Origin of the sequence: Alteraurantiacibacter aquimixticola (genome assembly GCF_004965515.1) — a bacterium.
Taxonomy (GTDB): domain Bacteria; phylum Pseudomonadota; class Alphaproteobacteria; order Sphingomonadales; family Sphingomonadaceae; genus Alteraurantiacibacter; species Alteraurantiacibacter aquimixticola.
In genome coordinates this window covers 21,395-46,548 of sequence record NZ_SSHH01000004.1, presented here as the reverse complement: position 1 = coordinate 46,548, position 25,154 = coordinate 21,395, and the positions used below count along the sequence as shown (strand labels likewise).

Below are 25,154 nucleotides of genomic sequence, written 5' to 3'. Positions count from 1 at the left end.
CTTATACTTCGATCGATTCCAGCACGCCGCCATCGACGGCCCAGTCCTGTCCGGTGACATGGCTGGCGGCATCGGACAGCAGGAAGCAGGCGACTTCGCCAAGCTCTTCCGGGCTGCCCATGCGGCGCTGGGGGACGCGGGCTTCTATCTTGTCCTTCTGTTCGGGGGGAATACGGTCCAAGGCCTCTGTCCGGATGAAGCCGGGGATGATGCAATTGGCGCGGATATTGTGCGGCGCCATCTCCACCGCGATCGCGCGGGTGAGGCCGAGAACGCCGTGCTTGGAGCTGACATAGGCCGGGTTCATCGCCATGCCGCGCTTGGAACCCATGGAGCCGGTGACGAGGATGGCGCCCTTGCCCGCTTCCATCATCGCCGGGATGACCTTCTGCGCCGCCCAGAACACGCTGGTGAGGTTGACCTTGACCGTCTCGGCAAAGACCTCCGGATCAAACTGGGTGAAGGGGGTGAAGCCGCCGGTCAGGCCAGCATTGGCGAAGAGGGCCTCAACAGGGCCGAAGTGGCCCGCAGCGGCATCCAAGGCGCCTTCAAGCGCGGCCTTGTCGCCCACATCTGCGGCGAAGCCCGCTGCGTTGTCGCCGAGTTCTGCGCAGACCTCGTCCAGCACCTCCTTGCGCCGCGCGATCAGGCTGACGCGCGCGCCGCGCTCCACCAGCATCTTCGCGGCGACCAGGCCGATGCCCGATGATGCGCCGGTGACGCAGATATGCTTGCCGTTGAAATTCAATCGTCCTCTCCTGCAACGAAGGCGGCCCATTTGTCCGCATTCGCGTAATCCATGGTGACCGGGTCCCACACCTTGTGCATCAGGGCGCGGGCCTCGGCGTCATCCATTCCCCGCTCGCGGTGATAGCGGCAGAAGAAGGCCGAGACACGCCAATTCATGATGCAATGGACATGCACCGGCGCCTCATCCGCTTCGAGCGCTGTGACGAAGGCGCGGTAATGCGCTTCTTCCGGTGCATCGAAGGGGACGGGGATATGCGTGTAGCCGAGCCCCGCCGCTGCCATCGCGGCATCCGCATCGGGCAGTGCTTCCGGGTGATCGGCCAGCGCGAGATTGATCACGCGTTTGACGCCCATGTCCGCCAGCCTTTGCGGGTCGGCCGGTTCGAGCTTGCCCGATGTGGTCACGCGGTCCGACAGCCGCAGCCAGTTGCGGATGTCGGTCGGGTCGCTCACGCCAGCCCCAGCACCTTTGCGGCATTGTCCTTCATGATGCCGGGCATGACTTCTTCCTTGAAGCCCACGTCCTTGGCGGCGGCCATCCACTTGTCCGGGTGGATCAGCGGGAAGTCCGTGCCGAAGAGCATCTTATGCTTCAGCTGGGTGTTCGCATACTGGATCACCTGCTTGGGGAAGTATTTCGGGCTCCAGCCGGAAAGGTCGATGAAGACATTGGTCTTGTGCAGCGCCATCGACAGGCTCTCATCCACCCAGGGCCAGCTGGGATGGGCGAGGATGATCTTCATGTCGGGGAAGTCCACCGCGACATCGTCGACCAGAATAGGCTGGCCATATTTCAGGCGCATGCCGCCGCCGCCGCGCATGCCCGTGCCCATGCCCGAATGGCCGGTGTGGAAGATGGCGGGCAGCTTGTATTCGTTGATGACCTCATAGATCGGATAGCCCATCTTGTCCGCCGGATGCGCGTTCTGCGCGATGCCGTGGAACTTGAAGCCCTTCACGCCGTGGTTCTCGATCAAATCGATCGCCTCGCGCGCACCATATTTGCCCTTGTGCGGATCGATGCTGGCGAAGGGGATGCAGACGTCATCGTTCTTGGCGGCGACCTCCGCCACCTCGTAATTGGAGACGCGCTTGGCGCCCATGCCGCTCTCGCAATCGACGGTGAACATGCAGAAGGCGATATTCGCCTCGCGATAGAGCTCGCAGATTTCCGGCATCTTCGGCCGCTCGCGCGGGGCCTTGAAATAGGCGGAGGCCGCATCGAAGAACTTGCCCATCACCGGGTCTTCCGGATCGTGGCAGGAAATCTCGGCGTGGACATGCACGTCGATGGCGCGGATCTTGTTCAGGTCGATGGGCATTCAGGATTCCTGTTCAAACGGCGCGATCAAGCCCTGCGCCTTGGCATAGTTGAGGAGCGAGTCCGATAATGGTGTCGAGATCTCGTAAAAGGCTCGGTCCAACTCGTCGAGAGCCCTAGAACGAATTGCTTCCAAGTTCCGGTTTATCGACGTGTGCTGTAAGCGCTTCATTAGATCCCAGCGCTCCGACTGCGCCTTCGGCGGCTGATGTTCTCCGAAAATCAAACGTACCGCATCGTGCAGCAAGGCCAGCGCATCGGTCGCTCCTATTTCTTCGAGACCGCAGACGGCTTCTTCATAATAGTCGCCTGACGAATTCGAGAAGTACTGATCAAATCCGCCGTTAAAGATTTGACCCTCGAGAAGGCCGACGGCAAAATACCTTGCTTCCGACCTCGACCAGTCCCGAAGCGATGGATCATGTGATGAGCGTTTCACGAGCGAGACCCAAAGCTCTCGGACGGGATCATACTCTTTGAGCTTTTTATAGAACTCGCGCGATTCCTCCATGCTTTTGCGAATGCCTTGCTTACAGGCCATGCAAATGCCGCCGGTACTCTCGGCAGTAGCGGGAAGAATCATTGCACCGCATTCCGCGCAAGGGACCTTGGCCACTAATAGTACCTCGCGATGAAACCGCTCGTGCTGAGCTTGTCGAAGGACCGTATTTCGCTTCCTCTGTGAGCTAGAAGAAAAAGCGGTGCTTCGACAAGCTCAGCACAAGCGGGGAAGAGTGGGGAGCGCATAGGCTCCCCATTCCGGTCAGCCGATCACAGCTTCATGATGACCGATTTGGTCTCCATATAGGCTTCGAGGCCCAGGCGGCCCTGTTCGTGGCCGATGCCGCTTTCCTTGTAGCCGCCGAAGGGCAGCGCCGGGTCGATCATCGCGTGGCAGTTGATCCACACGGTGCCGGCCTGCAGCTTGGCAGCGATCTGGTGGGCGGCCGAAGCGTCCTTGGTCCACACGCCGGCGGCGAGGCCGTATTGCGTGTCATTGGCGTCCTTCACCACCTCGTCGAGATCCTCGAAGCGCTGGGCGACGACGACGGGGCCGAAGATCTCCTCGCGCACGACGCTCATCTGCGGGTTAACATCGGTGAGGATAGTGGGGTTGACGTAATAGCCGCCATCGGAGGACGGGACGTCGCCACCCATCAGCACCGATGCGCCATCGCGCTTGCCAGCCTCGATATAGCCGAGCACGCGCTCATGCTGTTCCTTGCTGACCAGCGGCCCCATATGACCTGCCGGATCGAGCGAGGGGCGCGGGGCCCAGAAGTCCTTGGTTTCGGCCATGCCTTCCACGACCTTGTCGAACACCGACTTGTGCGCATAGAGGCGCGAACCGGCGACGCAGACCTGGCCCGAATTGAAGAAGATCGCTTGGCTGACGCCGGGGGCGGTTTCGGCAACGTCCACATCGGGCATCACCACCACCGGGCTCTTGCCGCCCAGTTCGAGGGTGACGTGCTTCAGCGTGTCGGTGGCATTGCGGTTGATCAGCTTTCCGATCTCGGTCGAGCCGGTGAAGGCGACCTTGTCGACGTCCGGGTGCTTCACCAGGCGGTCACCGCCGGTGTGGCCATAGCCGGTGACGAAGTTCACCACGCCCGCGGGAACGCCGGCTTCGTGGATCAGGTCGGCAAGACGCAGCGCGGTGAGGCTGGTCTGTTCGGCGGGCTTCAGGATGGTGGTGCAGCCTGCGGCCAGCGCCGGAGCGATCTTGAGGCAGGCCATCAGCAGCGGGAAGTTCCAAGGCACGATCTGCGCGCAGACGCCAACCGGCTCCTTCAGCGTATAGGCGAACATCATGCCGCCGGGCATGGAATAGGGGGGCAGCGTTTCGCCGCCGACCTTGCCGGCCCAGCCCGCCATGTAGCGGAAGTGAGCGGCGGCGCCCGGCACGTCGACCACGGCGGCCATGCCCTTGGGCTTGCCCACGTCGATCGCTTCCAGCTCGGCCAGCTCGTCGGCATGGGCTTCGATCAGGTCGGCGATGGCGTGCATGGTCTTTTCGCGGACGATCGGCGGCAGGTTGCGCCAGCGGCCATCGTCGAACGCGGCGCGTGCGGCGGCGACGGCACGGTCGATGTCCTTGTCCGTCGCTTCGACGAAGCTGGAGATGACCTTGCCCGAGGACGGGTCCTCCACGTCGATCGTGGCATCGCCCGAGCTGTCGACCCATTCGCCGTTGATATAGAGCTGCGGCTTGCGCGCGAGCGCCTTCTTGGCGGCTTCGGAATATTCGCGCTGCGTGCGGTCGATGGTGGTGACTTCGTTCATGACGGGGCTTCCTCTCCAAAAATTCGCGTCATTCGGCGTGAAAACGACTCTAAAGCGAGTCCACGCGCGGGTGTTTACCAAATCAGCCTATGGCTGCCTATCGCGCTGCGATCAAGTTAACGATCGTTACGATCGCCAGCTTGATCGAGTGTGTCAGGAGCCCTGCAGGCCGAGGCCTCCCAGCTCCTTGTCCTGGTTGGCGCGGAAGATCACATACTGACGGATCGCCTCCACTTCGTCAGCCGACAGCGAGTCCGAGAAACCGGCCATGCCGTTGAAACCGAGCGCGCCGTCATGGACGATCTGCATCCAGGTATCGCCATTGTCGAGCACTGCGCTGCGGCGCAGATCGGGCAGCACGGTGGAGCCGATCGCGGCATCGCCATGGCACTGCCCGCAATAGCGGCCATAGGCATAGTTGCCGCTGGCCAGCTGCTCCTCGCTGCCGCGGAAGGGGGGCGGATCGATCGGGCGGCGTTGCAGCGGCGGGGCTGGCGGCAATTCGCCGCTCGCTCCCAGCTTGAACACCAGCAGGCGCGAGATATTGGGCACGGGGCCGGACGTCTCGTTGAGGATGCCGCCGGGTGCCAGCGCCCAGATGCCGCCCCAGCCGGCCATGACCGCGACATATTGCTCGCCATCGACGGTATAGGTCACCGCCGGGGCGACCACGCCGGTCTGCGCCGGGAAGGACCATAGCTCGCTGCCGTCACCGGCGGCAAAGGCCTTGAACTGGCCGCCCGCCGTGCCCTGGAACACCAGTCCGCCACCGGTAGCGAGGACGCCGCCATTCCACGGGCCGGGATATTGCACCCGCCAGCGCTCGGTCTGCGTGACCGGGTCCCAGGCGATCAGCGCGCCTTTCGTCCCGGCGACCGATGCTTCGCGGATCGCTTCGTCCGCGGGCAGCGCGCCTGCCGCCATGTCCACGCCGACATTGAAGCCGCGCGCCGTGTCCGGCTCCCAATCGGCTTCGGGCACATAGGGGAAGCCCGCCTCGATTGCGGGGATATAGACCAGCCCCTCGCCCGGATGGAACGCCATCGGGTGCCAGTTATGCGCACCGCCCGCGCCGGGGGTGGAGACGAAGGGGATTCCGGTCTCGCCATAGCGTGCCGCGGGCACTTCGATCGGGCGGCCGGTTTCCATGTCGACGCCCGTCGCCCAGTTCATCGGCACGTAGTTATTCGCGCTGATCAGCTCACCCGTCGCGCGGTCGATGACGTAGAAGAAGCCGTTCTTCGGTGCCTGCATCAGCACCTGCCGCGTGCGCCCGTCGATCTCCATGTCGGCCAGCATGATGTGCTGCGTGGCGGTGAAGTCCCAGGTCTCGCCCGGCGTGGTCTGGTAGTGCCAGACATAGTCGCCCGTCTCGGGCCGCAGCGCGACGATGCTGGAGAGGTAGAGATTGTCGCCGCCGCCGGGGCTGCGATAGGACTGGTTCCACGGGCTACCGTTGCCGACGCCGATATAGAGCAGGTCGAGATCGGGGTCATAGGCCATCGCGTCCCACACGGTGCCGCCGCCGCCCAGTTCCCAGAACTCGCCGTTCCAGGTCTCGCGCGCCGCGGCCATGGCCTCGCTTTCCTCATCCGCCTCATCCGGAGCGCCGGGGACGGTGTAGAAGCGCCACAGCATGTCGCCATCCTCGGCATCATAGGCACTAACATAGCCGCGCACGCCATATTCGGCGCCGCCATTGCCGATCAGCACCTTGCCATCGATCACGCGCGGCGCGCCGGTGATGGTGTAGGCCTTGGACTGGTCGACGGTGACTTCGGACCAGATTTCCTCGCCCGTCTCACGATCGAGCGCGATCAGGCGGCCATCCAGCGTGCCGAGGAACAGCCGGTCGCCCCACGCGGCGAGGCCGCGATTGACGACGTCGCAGCAGGCCTTGACGCCGGTCTCGCCCGGAACCTCGGGATCGTATTCCCACAGCACCGCGCCGGTCTTCGCGTCATAGGCTTTCACCTTGGACCATGCGGTGGTGGTGTAGAGGCGGCCATCCATCACCAGCGGTGTGGCTTCCTGCCCGCGCGACGTGTCCATGTCCGCAAACCAGGCGAGGCCCAGCTCACCCACATTCTCCGCATTGATCTGGTCGAGCGGGCTGAAGCGCTGTTCCGCATAGTCGCGGCCATAGCTGATCCAGTTGGCCGGATCCTGCGCTGCGTTCACGAGGCGGGCATTGTCGATCCCGCCTTCGATCGCATTGTCGCCGCAGGCCGCCAGGGCCAGCGCCATGGAAGCGGCTGCAAACCAGTTGCGGATGGTCATCTTCTCTCTCCCCTTGGCGCCGCTACCCGAAAGACGCGCGCCATTTGTATGCGGTGCATACTAAGCCGGGTGGCGCGATCAAGACCCATTTTCGTCCGTGCCCGCCGCCTTCGCAGCTGCACATAGCGTCTTGCGCGCCGGGGAGGATCTGGAGTATGCGCGGCCTGTCCAGTCGAGCGCGAGCCCGCGTCATGACCCTGGTCTAACAAACACTTTGTTTAGACAGGACAAAACTACAATGACCAAACTGCCTTCGCGCGCCGACCATGTCGGCTCGTTCCTCCGCCCGCGTGAGGTGATCGAGGCGCGCCAGCATCGCGCCGCCGACAACATCTCCTATGCGGACCTGCGCGCCATCGAGGACGCGGCGATTGCCGAGCTCGTTTCCTGGCAGCAGGACCTCGGCCTCAAGGCCATCACCGATGGCGAATTCCGCCGCTATTTCTTCCATACCGATTTCCTGCTGCAGCTGGCGGGCGTGGAAGAGCGCGGGGGGCTGAAGAAAGCCTTCAAGAACGATGCCGGCAAGGATGTGTCCTTCGCCCCGCCGGTGATGGTGGTGACCGGCAAGATCGCGCACCAGAAGCCGATCCAGCTGGCCGATTACCAGTATCTCGCTTCCAAGGTTTCCGCCGACTGCATGCCCAAGGTGGCGATCCCTTCGCCCACCATGCTGCATTTCCGCGCCGGCCGTTCGGGTATTCCCGAGGACGTCTATCCCGAGATGGACGAGTTCTATGCCGATGTCGCCGCCGCTTATCGCGCCGAGGTGGACAGCCTGGTCGATGCGGGCTGCCGTTACATCCAGATGGACGACACCAACCTCGCCTATCTGTGCGATGACGAGCAGCGCGCAGATGCCGCCAAGCGCGGCCTCGATCCCGATGCGACGACGCGGCAATATGCCAAGCTCATCAATGACAGCTTCGCATCCGCGCCTGCCGACATGATCCGCGCAATCCACCTGTGCCGCGGCAACTTCCGCTCCAGCTGGGCGGCGGAAGGCGGCTATGAGCCGGTGGCGGAGATCATGTTCAACGAGCTCGATATCGACGCCTTCTTCCTTGAATATGACGATCCCCGCTCGGGCGATTTCGCGCCTTTGCGGTTCCTGCCCAAGGGCAAGACCGTGGTGCTCGGCCTCGTCACCACCAAGCTGGGCGATCTGGAGACCAAGGACGATATCAAGCGCCGCATCGACGAGGCATGCAAATATGCCGATCTCGACCAGCTGGCGCTCAGCCCGCAATGCGGCTTTGCCAGCACGGTGCATGGCAATGACATCACCACCGAACAGCAGGCGGACAAGATCCGCCTCTGCGTGGAAGTGGCCGAGGAAGTGTGGGGCAAGGTGTCGGTCGACGCCTGATCCTTTCCTCCCGCAAATGAAAGAGGGGGCGGTGCCGCGAGGTGCCGCCCCTTTTTCGTGGCCTCCTCCGCCCGGCCATGGTAGCGCTACCAGAAAAGCCGGGAGAGGGACGATGCCGCAACGCCGGATAGAGATGGTCGATGCCTTGCGCGGCTTCGCGCTGCTGGGATTGTTCCTGGTCCATTGCGTGGAGCGGTTCGAGCTCGCCTGGCTCGATCCGCAGCCCGATGCCTGGTTCGATGGCACCTTTGCCCTGTTCGGCAGCAAGGCCTTCGCGATCTTCGCGCTGCTGTTCGGTTTCAGCTTCGCCACGATCATGGACAATGAGCGCGTGCGGGGCGGCGATTACACCTGGCGCTTCGCATGGCGGCTGGTGCTGCTGTTCGCTTTCGGCACCTTTCACGTGCTGTTCTATCGCGGTGACATCTTGCAGGTACTGGCGCTGGTCGGCCTGCTGCTGGTCCCGTTCGACCGCGTCCGTTCAGATCGCACGCTGCTGATCGTGGCGGCGCTCGCCTTCCTCCAACTGCCGCAATTGCTGCGCCTGTGGGCAGCGGGGCAAGGGCATGGCTGGGCGGTGGCGGACCCGCTCTATTTCAGCTGGGGTAGCCTGCCCACGCTGGCGGAGGGAACGCCCTGGCAGGTTGCCGCCGACAATCTCGGCCCGGGCTCGGTCGGCAAGTGGTCCTTCTATCTCGAGGCCGGGCGCGTGACCGAAATCGTCGGCCTGTTCCTTGTCGGCATGGTGGCGAAAAGGCGCGGCTGGTTTGCCGATGCCGGGGAGCGGCTGCGCTTCTGGTTCGGTATCCTGCTGGCCTCCGCGGCGATCTGGGCGGCGACCACATGGCTGCTGCCTTCCGTTCTGGAGAATATCGCCGGAGCGCCCGAACAGGCACAAGTTCGCGAATGGCAGGTGGGTCAATGGACCGCGCTCCCCGCCACCGCCTTCCAGGTCGCCGCTTTCGTATTGCTGTGGCAGACGGCTTTGCGCCCTATTCTCGAATGGCTCGCGCCGGCGGGGCGGATGACGCTGACGCTCTATATCGGCCAGTCGCTGATCGCGGTTCCGGTCTTCTACGGATATGGGCTGGGCCTGTGGAATCGTATCTCTCATGCCGAGGCGCTGGCGTGGGGCATGGTGTTCTTCGCCGTCCAGATGGCGCTTGCCGCATTGTGGTTCCGCCACTTCCGCTACGGCCCGCTCGAATGGCTCTGGCGCGCGGCTACGCGCGGGACATGGGCGATGGCAATGCGCCGCGCCGCCGCCGCATGACAAAGCGAAACGGGCGATGAACAGGGCGACAACCCGAAATTAACCCTCGACTGGCTAGCCTTTACTTCATCAGGCAGTTGCGGAGGCCGAGATGGCTCGTGGCAAGATGGAAAAGACCACCCCGCCCATTGGCGGAATGTGCGAAATGGAGGGCCGCCGCGTCCCCGTCGCCTTGCGCGACCTCACAGCCGAGGGTTGCAGCGCGGAGGCCGATTGCGATTGGGAGTGCGACGCCGATTTCCTGCAGCTGAAAATCGCCGACAGCATCGAGATCAATGGCCGCGTGCTGCAGCACAAGGGCCGCCGTGCGGCTATCCGCTTTTTCGGCCAGCTCCACCCCGCCGCCATCGAACGGCTGGCAGCGCAAGCAGCCTGACATGCGTAAAGGGGGCAGCCGGCGCGTGCCGGCTGCCCCCTTCCCTCCCGTTTGGGGGTCGCATCCTCGCGGGAGGAATCTGCCCGCCGGGGGCTAGCTGCGGCAGATGTAGTAAGCGTTAAGCGGATCGTGCTCGAGCCGGCGCATCGCGATCGAGCCGAAGCCGGCCTGCTGCAGCAGCGAGATCGCCTGCTCCTCGCCCCAGGCCGCGCCGAGGCCGACACCGCCCTGCGCCAGGCTCACCGTCATGCAGTGCATCAGGCTGACCGTATAGATGAACGGCCCCATCGGGTGGCCGACATTGTCCTCGACCTTGGTGTGTGCCCAGATATCCTGCGCGATATAGACGCCGCCCGGCGCCAGCGAGCGCGCGATATTGGACAACAGCTTGTCCGGGTGCGGCTGGTCGTGGATGGCATCGAAAGTGAGCACGAGGTCGAAGCGGCCGCGATCGGTCATCTCCATGCAATCGAGCACGGTGAACTCGACATTGGGCAGGCCTGCTGCAAAGCGCCGTGCGTCCGCAATCGCCTCGGTCGAGAGGTCGTAGCCGGTGAAGTGGCTGCGCGGATAGGCCTGCGCCAGCTGGATGATCGACCGTCCGCGCCCGCAGCCGACGTCACACACCGAAATGCCCTCTTCCAGCTGCTCGTCGAGGCCCGGCACCAGTGCGATCGTGGCGTCCTGGTCGAAAGTGCCGGCACTCTCCTCGGCCATGACTTCATGGAAGCGCGGATAGGCGGAATAGGGCACGCCGCCGCCTTCGCGAAAGCACTTGACGATTTCGTCTTCGACCGGCGCCAGCACGCCGATCCACTGCATCATGCTCGACATGCTGCCGGCAGGCGCCTCGGCACCGAGGAAATCGGCATGATCGTTGGGCAGCACGTAGCGGCCCTCCGCATCCATGGTCACGATCCCGGCGGTCGCCATCGCGCCCAGCCATTCGGCTATGTAACGCTCGTTGAGGCCGGTGCGCGCGGACCATTGCGCCGCGGTGGCGGGGCTCTTTTCGCGCATGGTGTCGAAAATGCCCAGGCGGTGGCCGATGGAAATCGCCATCGCCGTGGCCCCGTGATTGATGGTCTGCAACAGCTCCTGCGCGAAAGGCGGCATGCCCTCGTTCTGGCTGGCTGCTTCAAGTGTATGGGTCAGGCACATAGATACTCTCCTTGTTCGTCTATTCGGTTCAGTTCGGTTTTTGGGGATGCCGCCCGCTCGGCCCGCATGGTGGTAGCCAGCGTGGTTTCCTTGCGTGGTATTCGCAGGCCGAGCGTGGTATTTGCACGCAATTGGCTTGGGGATGACGGATCAGGAGGGATGACCCGGTTTTCCATTGGTGAGGACGTGGAGGTCCTGCGTGACGGGGAGACGGTGGATCTGCCGCCTTCCCGCAAGACCCGTGCGCTGCTCGCCTTCCTGCTGCTGCGCGAGAGGTCCGCCACGCGCGAGCATCTGTGCGACATGTTCTGGGACCGTGCGGCCGATCCGCGCGGCGGGCTGCGCTGGGCGCTGGCCAAATTGCGCCGCGCGCTGGGCGATGACGAGGACTGGCTGATTGCCGACCGGCTGAGCGTGAAGATGCAAGTTCCCGCGGACTGCATCGACTTCGACGAAAGCGCCGGGGACCGCCTGCTCGGTGCGACGCTTTCGGGCGAGCATGACGAATATGCCGCTTTCGTCGCCGCGCTGCGCGAGGGGCGCGGAGCATCGCCGGATGCCGCGCAGGACCGCGGCGATCCAGCCGAACAGCTGCGGCAGGAGATCCGCTATACAAAGACGCCCGACGGGACGAGCATCGCCTATTCCGCCATGGGCAAGGGCCCGCCGCTGCTCAAGGCGGCCAATTGGCTGACCCATCTGGAGGCGGATATGGACGTGCCCGTCTGGTCCGGCCTTTATACGCGGCTGGCGCATAGCCACCGGCTCTATCGCTATGACGAGCGCGGCAACGGCTTGTCCGACTGGGAGGTGGAGGACCTGTCCTTCGATTCCTTCGTCAGCGACCTTGAATGCGTGGCCGATGCGCTGGGGCTGGAGCGCTTCCCGCTGCTCGGCATCAGCCAGGGCGGGGCAGTGTCGATCGAATATGCCGCGCGCCATCCGGAACGAGTCTCCGCACTCATCCTGGTCGGCGCCTATCCGGTCGGTTGGCGGAGCTTCTCCGGTGAGGCCGACAGGCGCCGCCGCGAAGCGGAGATCACGCTGGTGGAAGAAGGGTGGGGCGACAATTCACCCGCCTATCGCCAGATCTTCTCGCATTCCTTCCTGCCCGATGCCTCCTCCGAGGACATCGACCGCTTCAACGAGTTCCAGAAGCAGACCACCAGCGCCGCCAATGCCGCGCGCTTCATCCACTGCTTCGGCGATATCGACGTGCGTGACAGGCTGGATGAGGTGCAGGCCCCGGCACTGATCCTGCATTCACGCGGCGACCGGCGCGCGGCGCTAAGCGTCGGGCGCGACTTGGCCGCCAGCCTTGGCGATGCGCAGTTCGAAACGCTGCCGACGGGAAATCACGTGCCGCTGGCGGGCGAGCCTGCCTTCGACAAGATGATGGCGGCGATGACCGAATTCCTCGCCGGCGTGGAATAGGTTCTCGAGACAGGCGTCACCTGGCACCGCAATAATGCAGACCACGAAAAAGGGGGCGAGCCTGTGCGGCCCGCCCCCTTCTCGTTCTCAGGTCTGACCTCCTCCTTAGAAGTCCTTGCGAACCGTCAGCGCCCATTCGCGCGGGCGGGCGGGCAGGACCTTGCGGTAGCCGGTGCCGGCACCGCGCAGGTCGAAGGAAGACAAGAGGTAATACTCGTCGGTGAGGTTGGTCACCTCGAGCGAGACCGCCAGATCGTCCGCTTCGTTGCGCCAGGTCAGCCGCGCATTCACCGTGGTGAAGCTGGGCAGGAAGTTCAGCATGCGCACGCCGCCCAAAGTCAGCGGGCCGGTGAACTGGTCATCCTGGTAGAACACGTCGAAACGCGGGGTCAGCGTGCCGGCGCTGTCGAGGTCGATGCGATATTGCGCACCGAAGCTCGCCTTCCACGGCGGCGCGGTGCCCGGATCGTCGATCTGCGTCTGGCTCAGCGGACTGACCGTCTTGTACTTGAGGTCGATATAGCTGAGCGATGCGTCCAGCATCAGCCCGTCCACCGGTTCTGCCTGCAGCTCCAGCTCGAAGCCGCGAATATCGGCATCGCCAGCATTCACGCGGCAGGCGCTGGGCGTTTCTGTGCCCGGCACGCCGGTGGGGCAGATGTTCACGCCGGTCTGGATGTCGGTGAACTTGTTGAGGAAGGCTGACAGGTTCGCGCGCAGGCGGCGGTCGAGCAGGTCGGTCTTCAGGCCGACTTCATAGGCCACCAGTTCTTCCGGCCCGAAGGGCACGAGCTGGAAGGCGTTGAACGGACGCGGGTTGGAGCCGCCGCCCTTGAAGCCCGTCGCCACCGAGGCATAGGCCAGCACCTGGTCGCTGAAGCGATAGTCCACCGCCACGCGCCAGTCGATCTTGTCGCCTTCGTAATTGGCGGTGTTGCCGGAAAGCGCGCGCAGCACTTCGGTGGTGTTGCCGTCATTATCGCAGTCATTCGTATCGACACCGTCGAAACCCTCGCCGCAGGCCGCGCCCACCGGATCGAGGAAGGCGTTGACCGTCCCGTCGAAATTGTAGCGGAAATAGGTCTGCTGCTTGGTTTCTTCAGTATAGCGGATGCCGGCATTGATGTTGAGGTCGGGAACAATCTCCCACGCGACGTTGGCAAAGGCGGCCCAGGCATCGGCGGCAATCTCGTCAGGCTGGCGGAACTGCAGCGGATAGACCGGGACATAGCGCAGGTCCTGCGCCGAATCGTAGATCGAGAACTGCTCGAAGTAATAGCCGCCGACGGTGGCGAAGATGTTCTCGGTCAGCTCCGCGTTCAGGCGCACTTCCTGGCTGACGCTCCAGTTGGTGAGATCGTTCTCGCCATAACCGATGAAGGCGGGCGAGAGGTCGCCATCGGCGAAGAAGTAGGTATCGAACTCGCGGTAGCCGGTGATCGACTGCAGTTGCAGCCAGTCATTCAGGTTCCAGTTCATCTGGCCCGAGACGCCCCAGCTCGAATATTTGCTGCGGTTGTTGCCAGGCGTTGCCGCCAGCGGCGTGCCGTCCGCGCCGAAGGGATCGCCGGGGACGAGCGCCTGGAACACGCCCGCTTCGTTGCCGTCCGTCTGGTAGGAGCAGAAGGGGCCGCAGATGAAGCGGTCGTCATAAAGGATGCCCGGCGCGGGCTGGATGTTCGGGTTGGTGACGATGGCGGTGGCGTCGATCACTTCGCCCGCTACCGTGCGGTCGTCATTGGTATAATCGGCGATGATGGTGAAATCGAAATCGGCATTCGGCTCGAACCGCAAAATGCCGCGCAGGGCCTGGTAGCCGACGCCGCCAAGCTTATCGACCACACAATCGGACGTGTTGACGCGGGCGGCCACGCCCGGTGCCGGGTTCACTTCCTGCGTCACGCCATCATTGTCGACGAAAGTGTCGCCACCGCCAGCGGGGAAGCGGCAGCCGAAGTCGATCTGGTCGACATAGCCATCCTGGTTCTTGGAGACGCCGGAGACGCGCATGAACAGCGTGTCGGTGATCGCGAAATCGGCCGCGGCGCGCAGCGAGATGCGATCGCGCGAGCCATAGCCCGCCTCGACATAGCCGCTGGAATCGCCGTTCGGCATGCGCGAATACATCTTGATCGCGCCGCCCAGCGAGTTGCGGCCCGAAAGCGTGCCTTGCGGACCGCGCAGGATTTCCACCCGCTCCAGGTCGAGCGTGTCGAAGATCGCGCCGGTCAGCTGCGGGTAGTAGACGTCATCGATATAGATGCCGACGCCCGGCTCATAGGCGGGGTTGAAGTCGGTCTGGCCGATGCCGCGGATCGAGGCTGAGACCGAGGGGCCGAAGGAGGAGCCTTGCGGGCGGATCGAGACGTTGGGCGCGCTGTCTGCCACTGTGGCGAGGTCGTTCTGGCTGCGCGCCTCGATCATCTCGCCGGTCACCGCGGTGATGGCCAGCGGCGTGTCCTGCAGCGCCTGCTCGCGGAACTGCGCGGTCACCACGATGGTGGTGTTACCGATGCGTTCGTCCTGCTGTTCGGCATCTTCCTGCGCCAAGGCCGGCGTGGCCAGCAAGGCCAGTGTCGACGCTGACGCGGCCAGCACATGGCGCAAGGGCGCCTTCGAAAAAGCTCTCATAAATCCTCCCCTATCGTCACAATCGTTATCGTTATGACGCCTAACGATTATGCCGCCCGGGAAGGCGGATGCAACAGCTTTTGCGACAATTTGCGACAATTCTCGACCGACCGCGACAGGCCGTCGATGAAGGGTTATGGGCCGGTGATCCGGAAGACGTGGCGGGCATTGTCTTCCATCAGCATCTTCTTGTGCTCGGCGCTCATATCCATCCGGTCATAGGCGGCGACCTCGTCGCTGCTCTGCTGGTAGGGATAGTCCATCGCGTAGATCACCCGGTCCGGCCCCAGCACGTCCTGGCAGAACTTGATCGCGGGTTCCCAGCCTACGCCGCTGGTGGTGATCCAGATATTGTGCTTGAAATAATGGCTGACCGGATGCGCCAGCTTGGGCGTTTCCATATCGCCGAACAGCCCGGGGCGCGGGCGGCCATCGGCATTCCCTTGCATCCAGTCGAAGCGATAGAGATGCAGCGGCATGCATTCGCCCATATGCCCGATGACGAGGCGCAGCTTGGGGAAGCGGTCGAAGGCGCCCGACATGATCAGGCCCATTGTGTGCAGCCAGACATCATGCGGGAAACCGCCCAGCGCGCCGAAGAAGCCGCGCTTCTCGTAATGCGGCGCGTTATAGGGTGCGGTCGGGTGGATATAGAGCGCGAGGTCGTTCGCCTCCAGCGCCTCCAGGATCGGCCAGAATTCGGGCTCGTCCAGATAATGCCCCTGCCAGTGCGAATTGAGCACCGCGCCGTTGAGGCCGAGGCCGGCAGCGCGCTCCAGCTCCTTCACCGATCCCGCCACGTCGCGCGGATCGAAGGCGGCGCAGGCGGAAAAGCGGTCCGGGTGCCTGGCGCAAGCCTCGGCGGCGATATCGTTCGCCATGATCGACAGGGGTGTCCCGTCACCGGGGCACACCACCTGCACGCCGGGCGCGGTGAGGAGCAGCAGCTGGCGGTCGATCCCCAGCTCGTCCATGTGCGAGATGCGTAGCTCGCCAAGGTCCTGCAGCATCTCCTGCAGGCTCGGCATCTTGGCGAACATGCCTGCCATCTTGAGCGAGTCATCGTCTGGCGCCGCGCCGCTTTCGAAATAGTCGACCTGCGCCTTCACGAGGTCGGGGAAGGTCCATGCCTCCTCCGTCGCGATCCTTTTGTAGGGCACGTCACGATCGACATGCCCGGAGCGCGGGGCCAGCCCCTCCCGCGTGCGGTGGCTGAAATCTTCCTTGAAATGGCCCTTCAGGCCCTTCTCGCTGCCATCTTCCAGTTTCGGCATCAGCTCTCCCCCTCTGCCTGTTCGAGCCCGTCAGAACATTCCGTTATCGTTCTTCGTCGTCCCCGGCTCGGGTATTTCCTGCATCACGTCCCAGTGTTCGACAAGATAGCCGTCGGCAAAACGCAGCAAGTCCACGATAGCATAGCCGCGCTCCTCCTTCGTGCGTTTGAAGTGGAAATGGACGGCCACCATCGAACAATCCGGCTCACCCCAGATGATGCGTTTCACATCATGGGTGAGGTCCGGGTACTTTGCCATCGAAGTGCGCATCATCGCCAGCGTATTGTCGCGGCCCGTCGGCGCGTTCGGGTTGTGCTGGATGTAATCCGGATGGACCCAGCAGGTGAAGGCCTCCTCCGGATTGTCCTCTTCATAGAAGAGGTGGATGAACCGCTCCGCGACCTCCCGGTTGGAGAGGGCGGAACGGTTCGATGTATCGACCGGGTCGAAACCCAATGTGCTGCGGTCCGCCATGGCGGCGCGCCTCACTTCGCCTCGTTGGCGAAGGCGATGCCGAATTTCGGATGCGCGAAATGCATCGGCACGTCCTGGCGATAGGGCCAGGTCTGGCGGTGATGCTCTTCGGTCAGAATCCGGTCAGGGCCGAGCGGGTCTTCGGGATAGAGCTTTTCGGCGGGCTGCAGATGCGCGGTGGTGTGCGCCCAGCCCTTCTCGTAATCGCCCTGCCACTGCATCATGTAGTCGAGCCGCTGGATCTTCCACACGCCGTCGACATTCACATAGTCATTCTCGTAAATGCCGGCCTCCATGAACTGCTGCGGCATCATTTCTTCGCGCGTGTCCTGGAAATCATCGTGCCAGCCACCCAGCAGGATGCCGTGGAAGCGGCCCTTTGCGGTCTTGCGATCGGGCGCGACGGTGATGATGTCCTGCATCTGGAAATGGTCGAGCAGCAACCCGTTGACCGGACCGGGCTTGCCGCCGGTAAAGCGCCCGGCGATCCAGTCGCCATAAAGCCGCTTCACGCCCGCATGGCCGACATACTCACCGCTGAGGAACACCACCGCGCCATCTTCCGCGAACAGGTCCGCCACCTCGTTCGGGCGGTTGAAATCGATGTAATAGCCATAGGCCCAGTGCAGGCGCCTGATCGCCGCCATGTCCTCCAGGATGCCGACACGCTGTTCCAGCTCGGCAAGGCGGTTTTCGGTGTCACTCATATCGACTCTCTCCCTCAAATCGTTATGTCCGTTAGTAACGAATGATAGAGTCAATGCCAGCCCCTTGCGGGCTTGAGGGAGGAGAAAAAATGAGCCTGAATCCGGCGGAATATCGCGACCAGTGGGAAGGCCGTGTGGCCTTTGTGACGGGGGCCGCAACGGGCATCGGCCTGGGCGTGGCGCAGGCCTTTGCCGATGCGGGCATGCGCCTGGCGCTGAGCTATCGCAACGAGGACGATCGCGCCGCGACCGAGGCGTGGTTTGCCGACAAGGGGCATGAGAAGCCGCTCTTCATCAAGCTCGATGTCACCGACCGCGATGGCTTCGCGAAGGCCGCCCAACAGGTGGTGAATCACTTCGGCGAAGTCCACGTGCTGGTGAACAATGCCGGCGTCTCCGTCTTTGGCCCGACCGACGAGGCGAGCTATGACGATTTCGACTGGATCATGGGCGTCAATTTCGGCGGGGTGGTCAACGGGATCGTCTCCTTCCTGCCCAAGATCAAGGCGAGCGAGGGGCGCCGCCATGTGGTCAACGTCTCTTCCATGGCCGCCTTCCTCCCCGGTCCGCAGGCGGGCATTTATACCGCCAGCAAGTTTGCCGTGCGCGGGCTGACCGATAGCCTGCGCTACAACCTTGCCCCGCATGGCATCGGCTGCTCGCTGTGCTGCCCCGCGCTCACTCGCACCAATGCGTGGAAGAGCGCGCAGAAGCGGCCCGACAGCTTTGATGAAAGCGGCTTTCCCGACGTGCCCGAAGGCGCGCTCGAACAGTTTGGCACGGCTTTCGAGGAAGGGATGGATCCCTATGAAGTCGGCGCCAAGATCCTGCGCGGCATGACGCAGCAGGACGGGCTGATCCTGACCCATCCGGAACACGGCCTCGACTTCGCCGAGGAATATATGAAGCAGGTTGCGGCCCTGCCGGTTGAGGCCTGCCCGCCGGGCCGCATGAAGATCGAGGAACTGCGCCGCAAGGCCATGCGCGATGCCGAAGCGGGTCTGGTGATCGACCTGGATGATTTGACCTAGCTTGTTTTGCGAAGGCCCATCCGCGCCTTCGTCCTCCCGGCTAATCCCTCCGCTACGCTTCGGGGCCTGTCCGGGCGCGCGTTCGCGCTTGCGGACCTGCGGCCCGTTTCCAGCGCTAGCCGGGTCAGTCGCGGAGCACGGGCGCTTAAGCGACCGCAAGGCCGAACGGCCGCCCGCAGCGGGGGCAGCTTGCTGCCCGTCTAGCGAGGACGAAGGCGCGGATGCGCCTTCGAAAATCAAAGGATGGACCCCGCTCCCACCCCTGCTATCCTCCCACCGGAATTCGAGAGGGCAGTGGAGGCCGATTATGTGTGACCAGGATCTCGTCAGCAGCATGCCGCGTGTGAACCGGCGGCAATTTGCCCGCATGGGTGCGGTGATGGGGGCAGGGGCCATGGCCGCCTGCACTACGAGCGACGGCAATGCCGAAGAGGCCGAACCGGAGGAAGGTACGATCGTCGAAAACGCCGTCAGCTTCGAAGCTCCGGGCGGCACGTTCGATGGCGTGTTCATCCACCCGGCGGGCGTCGCCTCGCCTGCGGTGATCCTGTGGCCGGACATTGCCGGGCTGCGTCCCGCCAAGCTGGAGATGGGCAGGCGGCTGGCGGGCGAAGGCTATGCCGTGCTCGTCGCCAATCCCTATTATCGTAGCGTTTCGGGCGAGCAGTTCGCCGATTTCGAGGCCTTCCGCGAGGCCGGTTTCGAAACCGTCGGCCCGTGGATGCAGGCCAATACGCCTGAGGCGATTGCGGAGACCACGCAGGCCGTGGTCGCATGGCTCGACAGCCAGGATGCCGTCGATGCCTCGCGCGGCATCGGCAACCAGGGCTATTGCATGACCGGCAGCTGGACCATCCGCGCCGCCGCCGCCGTGCCGGATCGGGTGAAGGCCGCTGCCAGCTTCCATGGCGGCGGACTTGTGGGTGACGATGCTACCGCGCCCGTCAACCTGCTGGGCGACATGGCCGAGGATGCCGGCGCGCTGATCGCCATCGCGCAGAATGACGATGCCAATGCACCCGGCGACAAGACCGCGCTTTCCGAAGCAGGCGAGGCTGCTGCTGCCGATGTCACCGTGGAAGTCTATGCCGGGGACCACGGCTGGACCGTGCTCGACAGCCCCGTTTACAATGAGGCCGAGGCGGAACGCGCCTGGGCAAACCTGCTGGCGCTTTACGCCGACAAGCTTTGATCCCCTTTCGGGTCAGGCATGAGGGAGGTCAGCGGCTGGTCTGCCGACCTCCCAAAGGCGTGTTCGTTGGCCTTGCGCTATTGGCATTGTCTTTGCCTCTGATGCTCGCAAGCGAAACATCTGGAGTCGGACTCCTGGGCGGCAGTCTCTTTCTATTGGGATGGCTTATCTTGGTGGGCGCCTCGATGTGGCATATTATTATCAAACTGACCCGACGAAACTGACATGCCATCACGCCACACTTGACAATAATAACCAAATAGGTTATAAGCCCCGCACTTTATCACCGAAAGTGATGGCAACTATATACTTAACTTAGCAGCGACTCTGCGCTATGGTGCGGGCCTGCGATGTCAACGTAGGTGCATAATGAGTGAGTTAGTCAGCCCAAGTGGCGTTGGATTGGTCGATGTAGCGTTGGAAGATGGTGGCCACCCTTTCGATGCTATCTTCGTCGAGGCGGGGTCTTCTGGGGAAGCTGGTTTCGTCATCGGGATTGGGCCAGATGCGGCAACGGTCGTGGAAGCCAATGATAGATGCTCGTTCTTCCATGGCGACACCGGCAATGCGTGTGCAGACAGCTTGTATGACTGCTTTACCGACCACGAGGGTGACAAACTGCACATTCTTAGCAGTTCCATCGAGCGGAGGGTTTGGCCCGCCCTCTGAGTAAGCCACACAATGTGAGTGGCGCAGATAGAACATCTGCTGTTCGCCTATGTTGTGGGCGACATACAGCCGGAAGTATTCTGGAATGGTCCCATCTTTCCAGAAGCGCTCACGATCCACCTGTGGCGTCAGGGCGATGGCGGGGTCTTCGTTTTCAGCGATGATTACCTTTAGGGATATCCATCGCGAAAGCGTCTCGACATGTCCGCGGTTGAGGGTAGTTTTCTCGCCGGTAATGATGGGAGTTAGTATAGGTCGAACCTCACCTTCAAGGCGGTTCATCCAACCGTTGTTGCAGACATTGCACACGGTGCGGATGCGGATTGTGCGTTGATCCCCTTGGCGGTCCGTGGGGCCGGTTACTTTTGTTCCGTCACAGGGGTGGTAACTGAAGTTCTGGCGATTGTGGCGCACGTTGTCGGGCGGTGGCCCCAAGAGGTCGTGAAGCCAAGTTGGCCAGATGTGTTCTTGGCTGTTAGCGTTTTCCCCGCAGAAAATGCATTTCCTGGGTGCTTTTATCATGACCAAATCCGATGCTGAAACCTATTCCGAAGAGGAAACCGAGCGCCGCCGCCAAGCGGCCCTAGAGCGGATGCTGGCGACCCCTCGCAAGCCACACAAGAAGCCAAAGAAGAGCAATGGATGAAAGCGAGCGTAAGCGCGCTGCTGTCCGCTATGATTGCATGCAGTGGGCCATGCTTCACGCTCGCCCCGGTGAGGATGCAGGGGCGACTATTGCTAGGGCAGAGTTGTATCTCGACTTCGTTCTAGCCCCGCAACGGATTATCGCTCCGCGCCAACGTAAGGAGGGCGTGAATTTGAAACAGGTGGCCGTCAATATTCGACAGGCTCTTGGCGATTTCTTCTAAGGCCTCAACTTTGCGGTCTTCGTTAGACTTGGTTTCGGTCATTGTCCTTACCTCTCCGAGTGGAGAGTAGAGATTAGCCAAAGTAGAACTAGAGTCGAGTCCAGCGCTTTCGTTTCTCGCCGATTTGGCGAGGCGTCTCCACCTTCTTAGGCGGCGCTTTGACCAGTCCGCCGATAAGTAAGGCGGCGACCGATTGCACCACGGATGATTTCGCCAGCGCGTTCGGCGTCGCTCATGTCGCGAGTGTTTGCGCGCAGGTCGAACTCGGCAAGATAGCGGTGCATGTGAGCCTCGCTAAGGTGGTGGTAGGTACCGATCACGCCACGCTTGAAGATCGAAAAGAAGTTCTCGACCGTATTGGAGTGATAGAGGCCCTGCGCATACTGCGCGAGGGTGTGATTGACGGCGAAGTGACCGCCTTTGAACTCGCGACCCACGGTGGTGTAGCTGCGGTTATCGTCGGTCATGAGCGTAGAGCCACGGTCGATATTTTGCACCAGCACACCGCGCAGGGTGTTGGCGTGGATATTGGCGACATGGAACGACTTGGACTTGCCGCCACGTTCGACAAGGGAGACAACAACCTTCTTCTTGGGGATAGCGCCCCAAGCACGGTTTTTGGCCTTACCGCCTACAAAGGTTTCATCGGCCTCTACGATCTGGCCGGGGCCACCGAGGGGGCCGTTGCCGTCATTGGCACCGTCCATGGCCTCGCGGATGCGATGGCAGAGGAACCAAGCGGTCTTGTAGGTGACACCGATCATGCGGCCCATCTGCGCGGCGCTCATGCCCTTCTTGGAGGCGGCCATGATGTGCGTAGCGAGAAGCCACTTGTGCAGCGGGACGTGGCTGCGCTCCATGACGGTGCCGGTGCGGACGGTGAACTTGTCGCGACAACCGTTGCACTGGAAGTAACCAGCCTGCGTCTTGCCCTTGAGGCGGGTCACTTCGACTGAACCACAATGGGGGCAAACAGGTTCGCCATTCCAGCGGGTCGCCTCGATGTGGGCAGCGGCCTTGGCTTCGTCGTGGAAGATCGGGTTTGTGATGTTGATGTCCATGGGGATTTTATACCCCAAGACAACTGCGAAGTAAAGTATATAATTGCCAAAGTGATTCGGGAGCATTGCAGTGCACGGCCATGTTCCTTCGCTCATCCGAAGCGACGCAACCGGCATGCCATGCGCCTTTCGGGGGTTCCTCCCCAAGCCCATGTGATGGCAAGCCAGATGCGGCAGGGCGGATGCGCGGGCCGCTACCTTCCGGGTCAACCCTGCCCAACTCGCTGGCAGGCTCTCACCCGATGGACCGGCCCGCCACTGGCGCGGCACGACCAGCCGCGCGGAGGATGCGGGGCCAAGCGCGAGTTCCCCCTGCATCCCTCGGCCGCCCGCCGACCCCAGGAACGGAACCGGATGCGGGATAGCAGCAAGGCCCGCCCGGTCATTCGCCTGACAAGACCTGCAAAGCCCCCGCCGCGCCGTCTGGCGCATGCCGGTTGCGTGAATGGTGATACATGATGCGTGCTCGCGCGCGTCACCTCCTCCCTGTGCCGAAGGCATGGGGAGGTGGCAGCGCGTCAGCGCTGACGGAGGGGCCTTTGCACCGTTGGCGCATGGCCCCTCCACCATCTTCGGCGGTCCCCCTCCCCATTTGCTACGCAAACAGGGAGGATGCGGCCGCGCCTTCGCAAACAAATTTGCCCCAAATCAAGGCGCGGCGAATCGTCCGTGCCTATCCCCCGACAGTCTCAAGGGCCCGGATCGCGGCCCGCACAGTTGATTGGGGGAAGACACCATGAAGAAACTCCACCTCGCCGCGCTCGCGCCCGTGCTGATGCTGGCTGCTTGCGGCAGCGGCGTCGATCCGCAGGAATCGGTCGATGCGATCCGCCAGACCGAGCTGTCGCAATTGCAGTCGATCGAATCGAAGGACCTGGTCGGCATTGCCCGCCTCTATCGCGACGATGCCGTGCTGGTGAAGCCGGACGGCACCGTGCTCGAAGGCGGGGTCGCCATCGTCGATGAATATGCCGCGCTGCTGGAGGATCCGAACTTCTCCATCGCGATCGAACCGCAGGAAGGCTGGGGCTCCGAAGGCGGCGATCTTGCGGTCATCGATTCGCTGGTGAACTTCACCACCAGCGATCCCGAAACGGGTGAGCCGGTGACGCTGCCGATGACCAGCCAGACCGTGTGGCATCGCGAGACCGGCTCCACCTGGAAGATCATCTCTGCCTACAACGTCGCGCTGGCCGAGGAGTCCGCGGCCGACGATGGGGCGGAGGCGGAAGCCGCCGAATAGGGCAAGACACGGCGGCTTTGCTTCGCGGCGGTGTCGGCGGGATCGTGGGGAGAGGTGCCTAGCGGTGCATCCCGTTCCAGCCGGTGCCGTCGCGTTACTTTGCCACTTTGCAGTCATCGCAGGAAACGGAACGTATTGCGTAATCCCGCCTGCCACACATCGCGCTGCTCACAGCAGGAGAAAGCGCGATGTTTCTTGCCGACAAGACCGCCATCATCACTGGTGCCAGCTCCGGCATAGGGCGCGCCGCCGCCCGCCTCTTCGCCGGTGAGGGGGCGGCAGTGGTGCTGGTCGCCCGCCGTCGCGACAAGCTGGAAGAGTTGGCCGAAGAGATATCTTCGCAAGGCGGCAGTGCTGTCATTGCGGCAGGCGATGTTACCGAGGCAGAGACGCACAGCCGCGCGGTGAAGGCGGCGCAGGAAAGCTTCGGCGGGCTGGACATCGCGCTCAACAATGCCGGGACGGTCGGGGAGCTGGCGCCGCTCGCCACCATGCAGTTCGCAAACTGGGAGCATGTCCTGGCCACCAATCTCACCTCCGGCTTCCTCGCTGCGCAGGCGCAGATACCCGCGATGATCGAGCGTGGCGGCGGCTCGCTGGTCTTTACCGGAAGTTTCGTGGGGGTGAGCGCCGGACTTCCGGGGATGACGACCTATGGCGCCAGCAAGGCGGGGCTTCTCGGCCTGGTGAAGGGGATCACTGCCGATTACGCGGAGCAGGGCATACGCGCCAATGCACTGCTTCCCGGCGGCACGAAGACCGAGATGGCCGGAAGCGCGGGGCAGCAGGAATGGGCTGCGGGCCTCCACGCGATGAAACGGCTGGCCGAACCGGAGGAGATCGCCCGCGCGGCGCTGTTCCTTGCCTCCGGCATGTCCTCCTTCGTGACCGGGTCGGCGCTGTTGGCCGATGGCGGGAATGCGGCGGTGAAGCTCTGATCGCTCAGGCGAACCAGTAGGCGGTGCCGCGCATTTCCAGGCTGATGCGCGGCGGCGCGTCGGGGCCGGCGAGCGGGTTGTCGAAGGCGCCATGCGGCATCAGCTGCGCGCGGGCGGGATCGCTCTCGCTGGTCTTGAACACAAGCGCCTCTGCCGGTGTCATGTTCGCATAATAATACCAGCGGTGCGCCGGATTGTGGGCCAGCAGGTAATTGGGAAAGCCCCATTCGGGGGACCCGTCGAGCGGATCGAATATCGCATCGCAATCGAGGAGGTCGCCTTCCTCCAGCGAGCTGTAATCGCACAGGCCCAAAGGCACGTCCTGCGGCGGATCGGAGAGCACGCGCCAGACATTATATTGCGCGCTGCGGAGCACTTCGCGCCCCTCCGGCGCGGCCTGCGCGCGCATCCCGGCAGCCGCCTCCTTCGCCATGTCGACATGGACGAAGCGCGCCGGATGCGAATTGTCGTGGATCTCATTTGCGCCTGCCTTTTCGGAGAAGCGCAATATGCCCATCGGCGTCATCGCCACATGGTCGCAGCCGGTGAGGTCCTTGAGCATTTCGGCGATCTCGCCCGAATGGACCTTCATTACCTGATCGAGATCGGTGAGGTCTTCGACCGCGCTCTTGTGCTCGACAAGGGTGAACCCCTCGACATCGAGCGAGCAGCCGGCCCCGCGCGCATCGCGGATTTCCACCTCTACCGGTGCGAGAGGGACGAAGTCCTTCTCATGCGCATTGGCGTAGAAGAACGGCCGCTTTTCGGTCCGTTCGCTATAGCCGATTTCGGCGCGCAGCTCTCCCATGCTCAGG

At 63.2% G+C, this 25,154-nt stretch carries 24 protein-coding genes; 9 read left to right on the top strand and 15 right to left on the bottom strand.

Features of this window, described 5'->3' with window-relative positions:
* Window position 1 precedes the first annotated feature (1 nt).
* From E5222_RS13815 to E5222_RS13790, 6 genes are all read right to left on the bottom strand, one after another.
* The gene (locus E5222_RS13815; protein WP_246021798.1) at window positions 2-748 is read right to left on the bottom strand and encodes an SDR family NAD(P)-dependent oxidoreductase; all 747 of its coding nucleotides are present in this window, start codon (window positions 746-748) and stop codon (window positions 2-4) included.
* Window positions 745-1,203: a beta-lactamase hydrolase domain-containing protein gene (locus tag E5222_RS13810; protein WP_136694391.1), complete on the bottom strand. Its 459-nt coding sequence runs from the start codon at window positions 1,201-1,203 to the stop codon at window positions 745-747. The genes E5222_RS13815 and E5222_RS13810 overlap by 4 nt, the downstream gene beginning before the upstream one ends.
* The gene (locus tag E5222_RS13805; protein WP_136694390.1) at window positions 1,200-2,072 is read right to left on the bottom strand and encodes an amidohydrolase family protein; all 873 of its coding nucleotides are present in this window, start codon (window positions 2,070-2,072) and stop codon (window positions 1,200-1,202) included. The genes E5222_RS13810 and E5222_RS13805 overlap by 4 nt, the downstream gene beginning before the upstream one ends.
* Window positions 2,073-2,687 (bottom strand): DMP19 family protein, encoded by a 615-nt coding sequence (locus tag E5222_RS13800; protein ID WP_246021796.1) that lies wholly within the window; start codon window positions 2,685-2,687, stop codon window positions 2,073-2,075.
* A gap of 155 nt (window positions 2,688-2,842) precedes the next feature.
* Entirely contained in the window at window positions 2,843-4,357 is a 1,515-nt protein-coding gene (locus tag E5222_RS13795; RefSeq protein ID WP_211196163.1) for an aldehyde dehydrogenase family protein, read from the bottom strand.
* A 153-nt stretch (window positions 4,358-4,510) separates the two neighbouring features.
* A complete protein-coding gene (locus E5222_RS13790; protein WP_136694389.1) occupies window positions 4,511-6,637 on the bottom strand; it encodes a PQQ-dependent dehydrogenase, methanol/ethanol family in 2,127 nt (708 codons plus the stop codon).
* 238 nt (window positions 6,638-6,875) lie between these two features.
* Here E5222_RS13790 and E5222_RS13785 point away from each other — a divergent pair, with 238 nt between their 5' ends.
* From E5222_RS13785 to E5222_RS13775, 3 genes are all read left to right on the top strand, one after another.
* Complete coding sequence (locus tag E5222_RS13785) at window positions 6,876-8,006, top strand: 5-methyltetrahydropteroyltriglutamate--homocysteine S-methyltransferase (protein ID WP_136694388.1); 1,131 nt, start codon at window positions 6,876-6,878, stop codon at window positions 8,004-8,006.
* 112 nt (window positions 8,007-8,118) lie between these two features.
* Window positions 8,119-9,279: a DUF418 domain-containing protein gene (locus tag E5222_RS13780; protein ID WP_169053605.1), complete on the top strand. Its 1,161-nt coding sequence runs from the start codon at window positions 8,119-8,121 to the stop codon at window positions 9,277-9,279.
* 91 nt (window positions 9,280-9,370) lie between these two features.
* The gene (locus tag E5222_RS13775; RefSeq protein WP_136694386.1) at window positions 9,371-9,655 is read left to right on the top strand and encodes a hypothetical protein; all 285 of its coding nucleotides are present in this window, start codon (window positions 9,371-9,373) and stop codon (window positions 9,653-9,655) included.
* 93 nt (window positions 9,656-9,748) lie between these two features.
* Here E5222_RS13775 and E5222_RS13770 read toward each other — a convergent pair whose 3' ends face one another.
* Window positions 9,749-10,816 carry a class I SAM-dependent methyltransferase gene (locus tag E5222_RS13770; RefSeq protein WP_136694385.1) on the bottom strand — a complete coding sequence of 356 codons (1,068 nt, stop codon included), beginning with the start codon at window positions 10,814-10,816 and terminating at the stop codon, window positions 9,749-9,751.
* Between the two features lie 159 nt (window positions 10,817-10,975).
* On the opposite strand from E5222_RS13770, the gene E5222_RS13765 reads away from it, so the two are divergent.
* A complete protein-coding gene (locus E5222_RS13765; protein ID WP_136694384.1) occupies window positions 10,976-12,250 on the top strand; it encodes an alpha/beta hydrolase in 1,275 nt (424 codons plus the stop codon).
* Window positions 12,251-12,355: 105 nt separating this feature from the next.
* Here E5222_RS13765 and E5222_RS13760 read toward each other — a convergent pair whose 3' ends face one another.
* From E5222_RS13760 to E5222_RS13745, 4 genes are all read right to left on the bottom strand, one after another.
* Window positions 12,356-14,881, bottom strand: a complete 2,526-nt coding sequence (locus E5222_RS13760) for a TonB-dependent receptor (RefSeq protein ID WP_246021794.1) — start codon at window positions 14,879-14,881, stop codon at window positions 12,356-12,358.
* Window positions 14,882-15,015: 134 nt separating this feature from the next.
* Window positions 15,016-16,155, bottom strand: coding sequence for an amidohydrolase family protein (locus E5222_RS13755; protein ID WP_136694383.1), 1,140 nt, complete (start codon window positions 16,153-16,155; stop codon window positions 15,016-15,018).
* A 30-nt stretch (window positions 16,156-16,185) separates the two neighbouring features.
* Window positions 16,186-16,629 (bottom strand): nuclear transport factor 2 family protein, encoded by a 444-nt coding sequence (locus E5222_RS13750; RefSeq protein ID WP_136694382.1) that lies wholly within the window; start codon window positions 16,627-16,629, stop codon window positions 16,186-16,188.
* Between the two features lie 11 nt (window positions 16,630-16,640).
* The gene (locus E5222_RS13745) at window positions 16,641-17,336 is read right to left on the bottom strand and encodes a nuclear transport factor 2 family protein (protein WP_136694381.1); all 696 of its coding nucleotides are present in this window, start codon (window positions 17,334-17,336) and stop codon (window positions 16,641-16,643) included.
* Window positions 17,337-17,425: 89 nt separating this feature from the next.
* Here E5222_RS13745 and E5222_RS13740 point away from each other — a divergent pair, with 89 nt between their 5' ends.
* On the top strand, window positions 17,426-18,367 hold the full coding sequence (locus tag E5222_RS13740; RefSeq protein WP_136694380.1) for an SDR family NAD(P)-dependent oxidoreductase: 942 nt from the start codon (window positions 17,426-17,428) through the stop codon (window positions 18,365-18,367).
* A 307-nt stretch (window positions 18,368-18,674) separates the two neighbouring features.
* Window positions 18,675-19,559: a dienelactone hydrolase family protein gene (locus tag E5222_RS13735; RefSeq protein WP_136694379.1), complete on the top strand. Its 885-nt coding sequence runs from the start codon at window positions 18,675-18,677 to the stop codon at window positions 19,557-19,559.
* A gap of 378 nt (window positions 19,560-19,937) precedes the next feature.
* On the opposite strand, the gene E5222_RS13730 is transcribed toward E5222_RS13735, so the two are convergent.
* Window positions 19,938-20,750, bottom strand: coding sequence for a hypothetical protein (locus E5222_RS13730; RefSeq protein ID WP_136694378.1), 813 nt, complete (start codon window positions 20,748-20,750; stop codon window positions 19,938-19,940).
* Between E5222_RS13730 and E5222_RS16855 the strand changes: the two genes are divergently transcribed.
* Window positions 20,749-20,874, top strand: coding sequence for a hypothetical protein (locus E5222_RS16855; RefSeq protein ID WP_281276785.1), 126 nt, complete (start codon window positions 20,749-20,751; stop codon window positions 20,872-20,874). The genes E5222_RS13730 and E5222_RS16855 overlap by 2 nt on opposite strands.
* Before the next feature lie 121 nt (window positions 20,875-20,995).
* Here E5222_RS16855 and E5222_RS16605 read toward each other — a convergent pair whose 3' ends face one another.
* Both E5222_RS16605 and E5222_RS13725 read right to left on the bottom strand, forming a co-directional pair.
* Complete coding sequence (locus E5222_RS16605) at window positions 20,996-21,139, bottom strand: hypothetical protein (protein WP_169053604.1); 144 nt, start codon at window positions 21,137-21,139, stop codon at window positions 20,996-20,998.
* A 104-nt stretch (window positions 21,140-21,243) separates the two neighbouring features.
* Window positions 21,244-22,158: an IS1595 family transposase gene (locus tag E5222_RS13725; RefSeq protein WP_136694377.1), complete on the bottom strand. Its 915-nt coding sequence runs from the start codon at window positions 22,156-22,158 to the stop codon at window positions 21,244-21,246.
* 736 nt (window positions 22,159-22,894) lie between these two features.
* Between E5222_RS13725 and E5222_RS13720 the strand changes: the two genes are divergently transcribed.
* Window positions 22,895-23,401, top strand: coding sequence for a YybH family protein (locus tag E5222_RS13720; RefSeq protein WP_136694376.1), 507 nt, complete (start codon window positions 22,895-22,897; stop codon window positions 23,399-23,401).
* Between the two features lie 188 nt (window positions 23,402-23,589).
* Complete coding sequence (locus E5222_RS13715) at window positions 23,590-24,339, top strand: SDR family oxidoreductase (protein ID WP_136694375.1); 750 nt, start codon at window positions 23,590-23,592, stop codon at window positions 24,337-24,339.
* 4 nt (window positions 24,340-24,343) lie between these two features.
* Here the strand turns inward: E5222_RS13715 and E5222_RS13710 are convergent, their stop codons facing one another.
* Window positions 24,344-25,147 carry a CmcJ/NvfI family oxidoreductase gene (locus E5222_RS13710; protein ID WP_136694374.1) on the bottom strand — a complete coding sequence of 268 codons (804 nt, stop codon included), beginning with the start codon at window positions 25,145-25,147 and terminating at the stop codon, window positions 24,344-24,346.
* Between the last annotated feature and the right edge of the window lie 7 nt (window positions 25,148-25,154).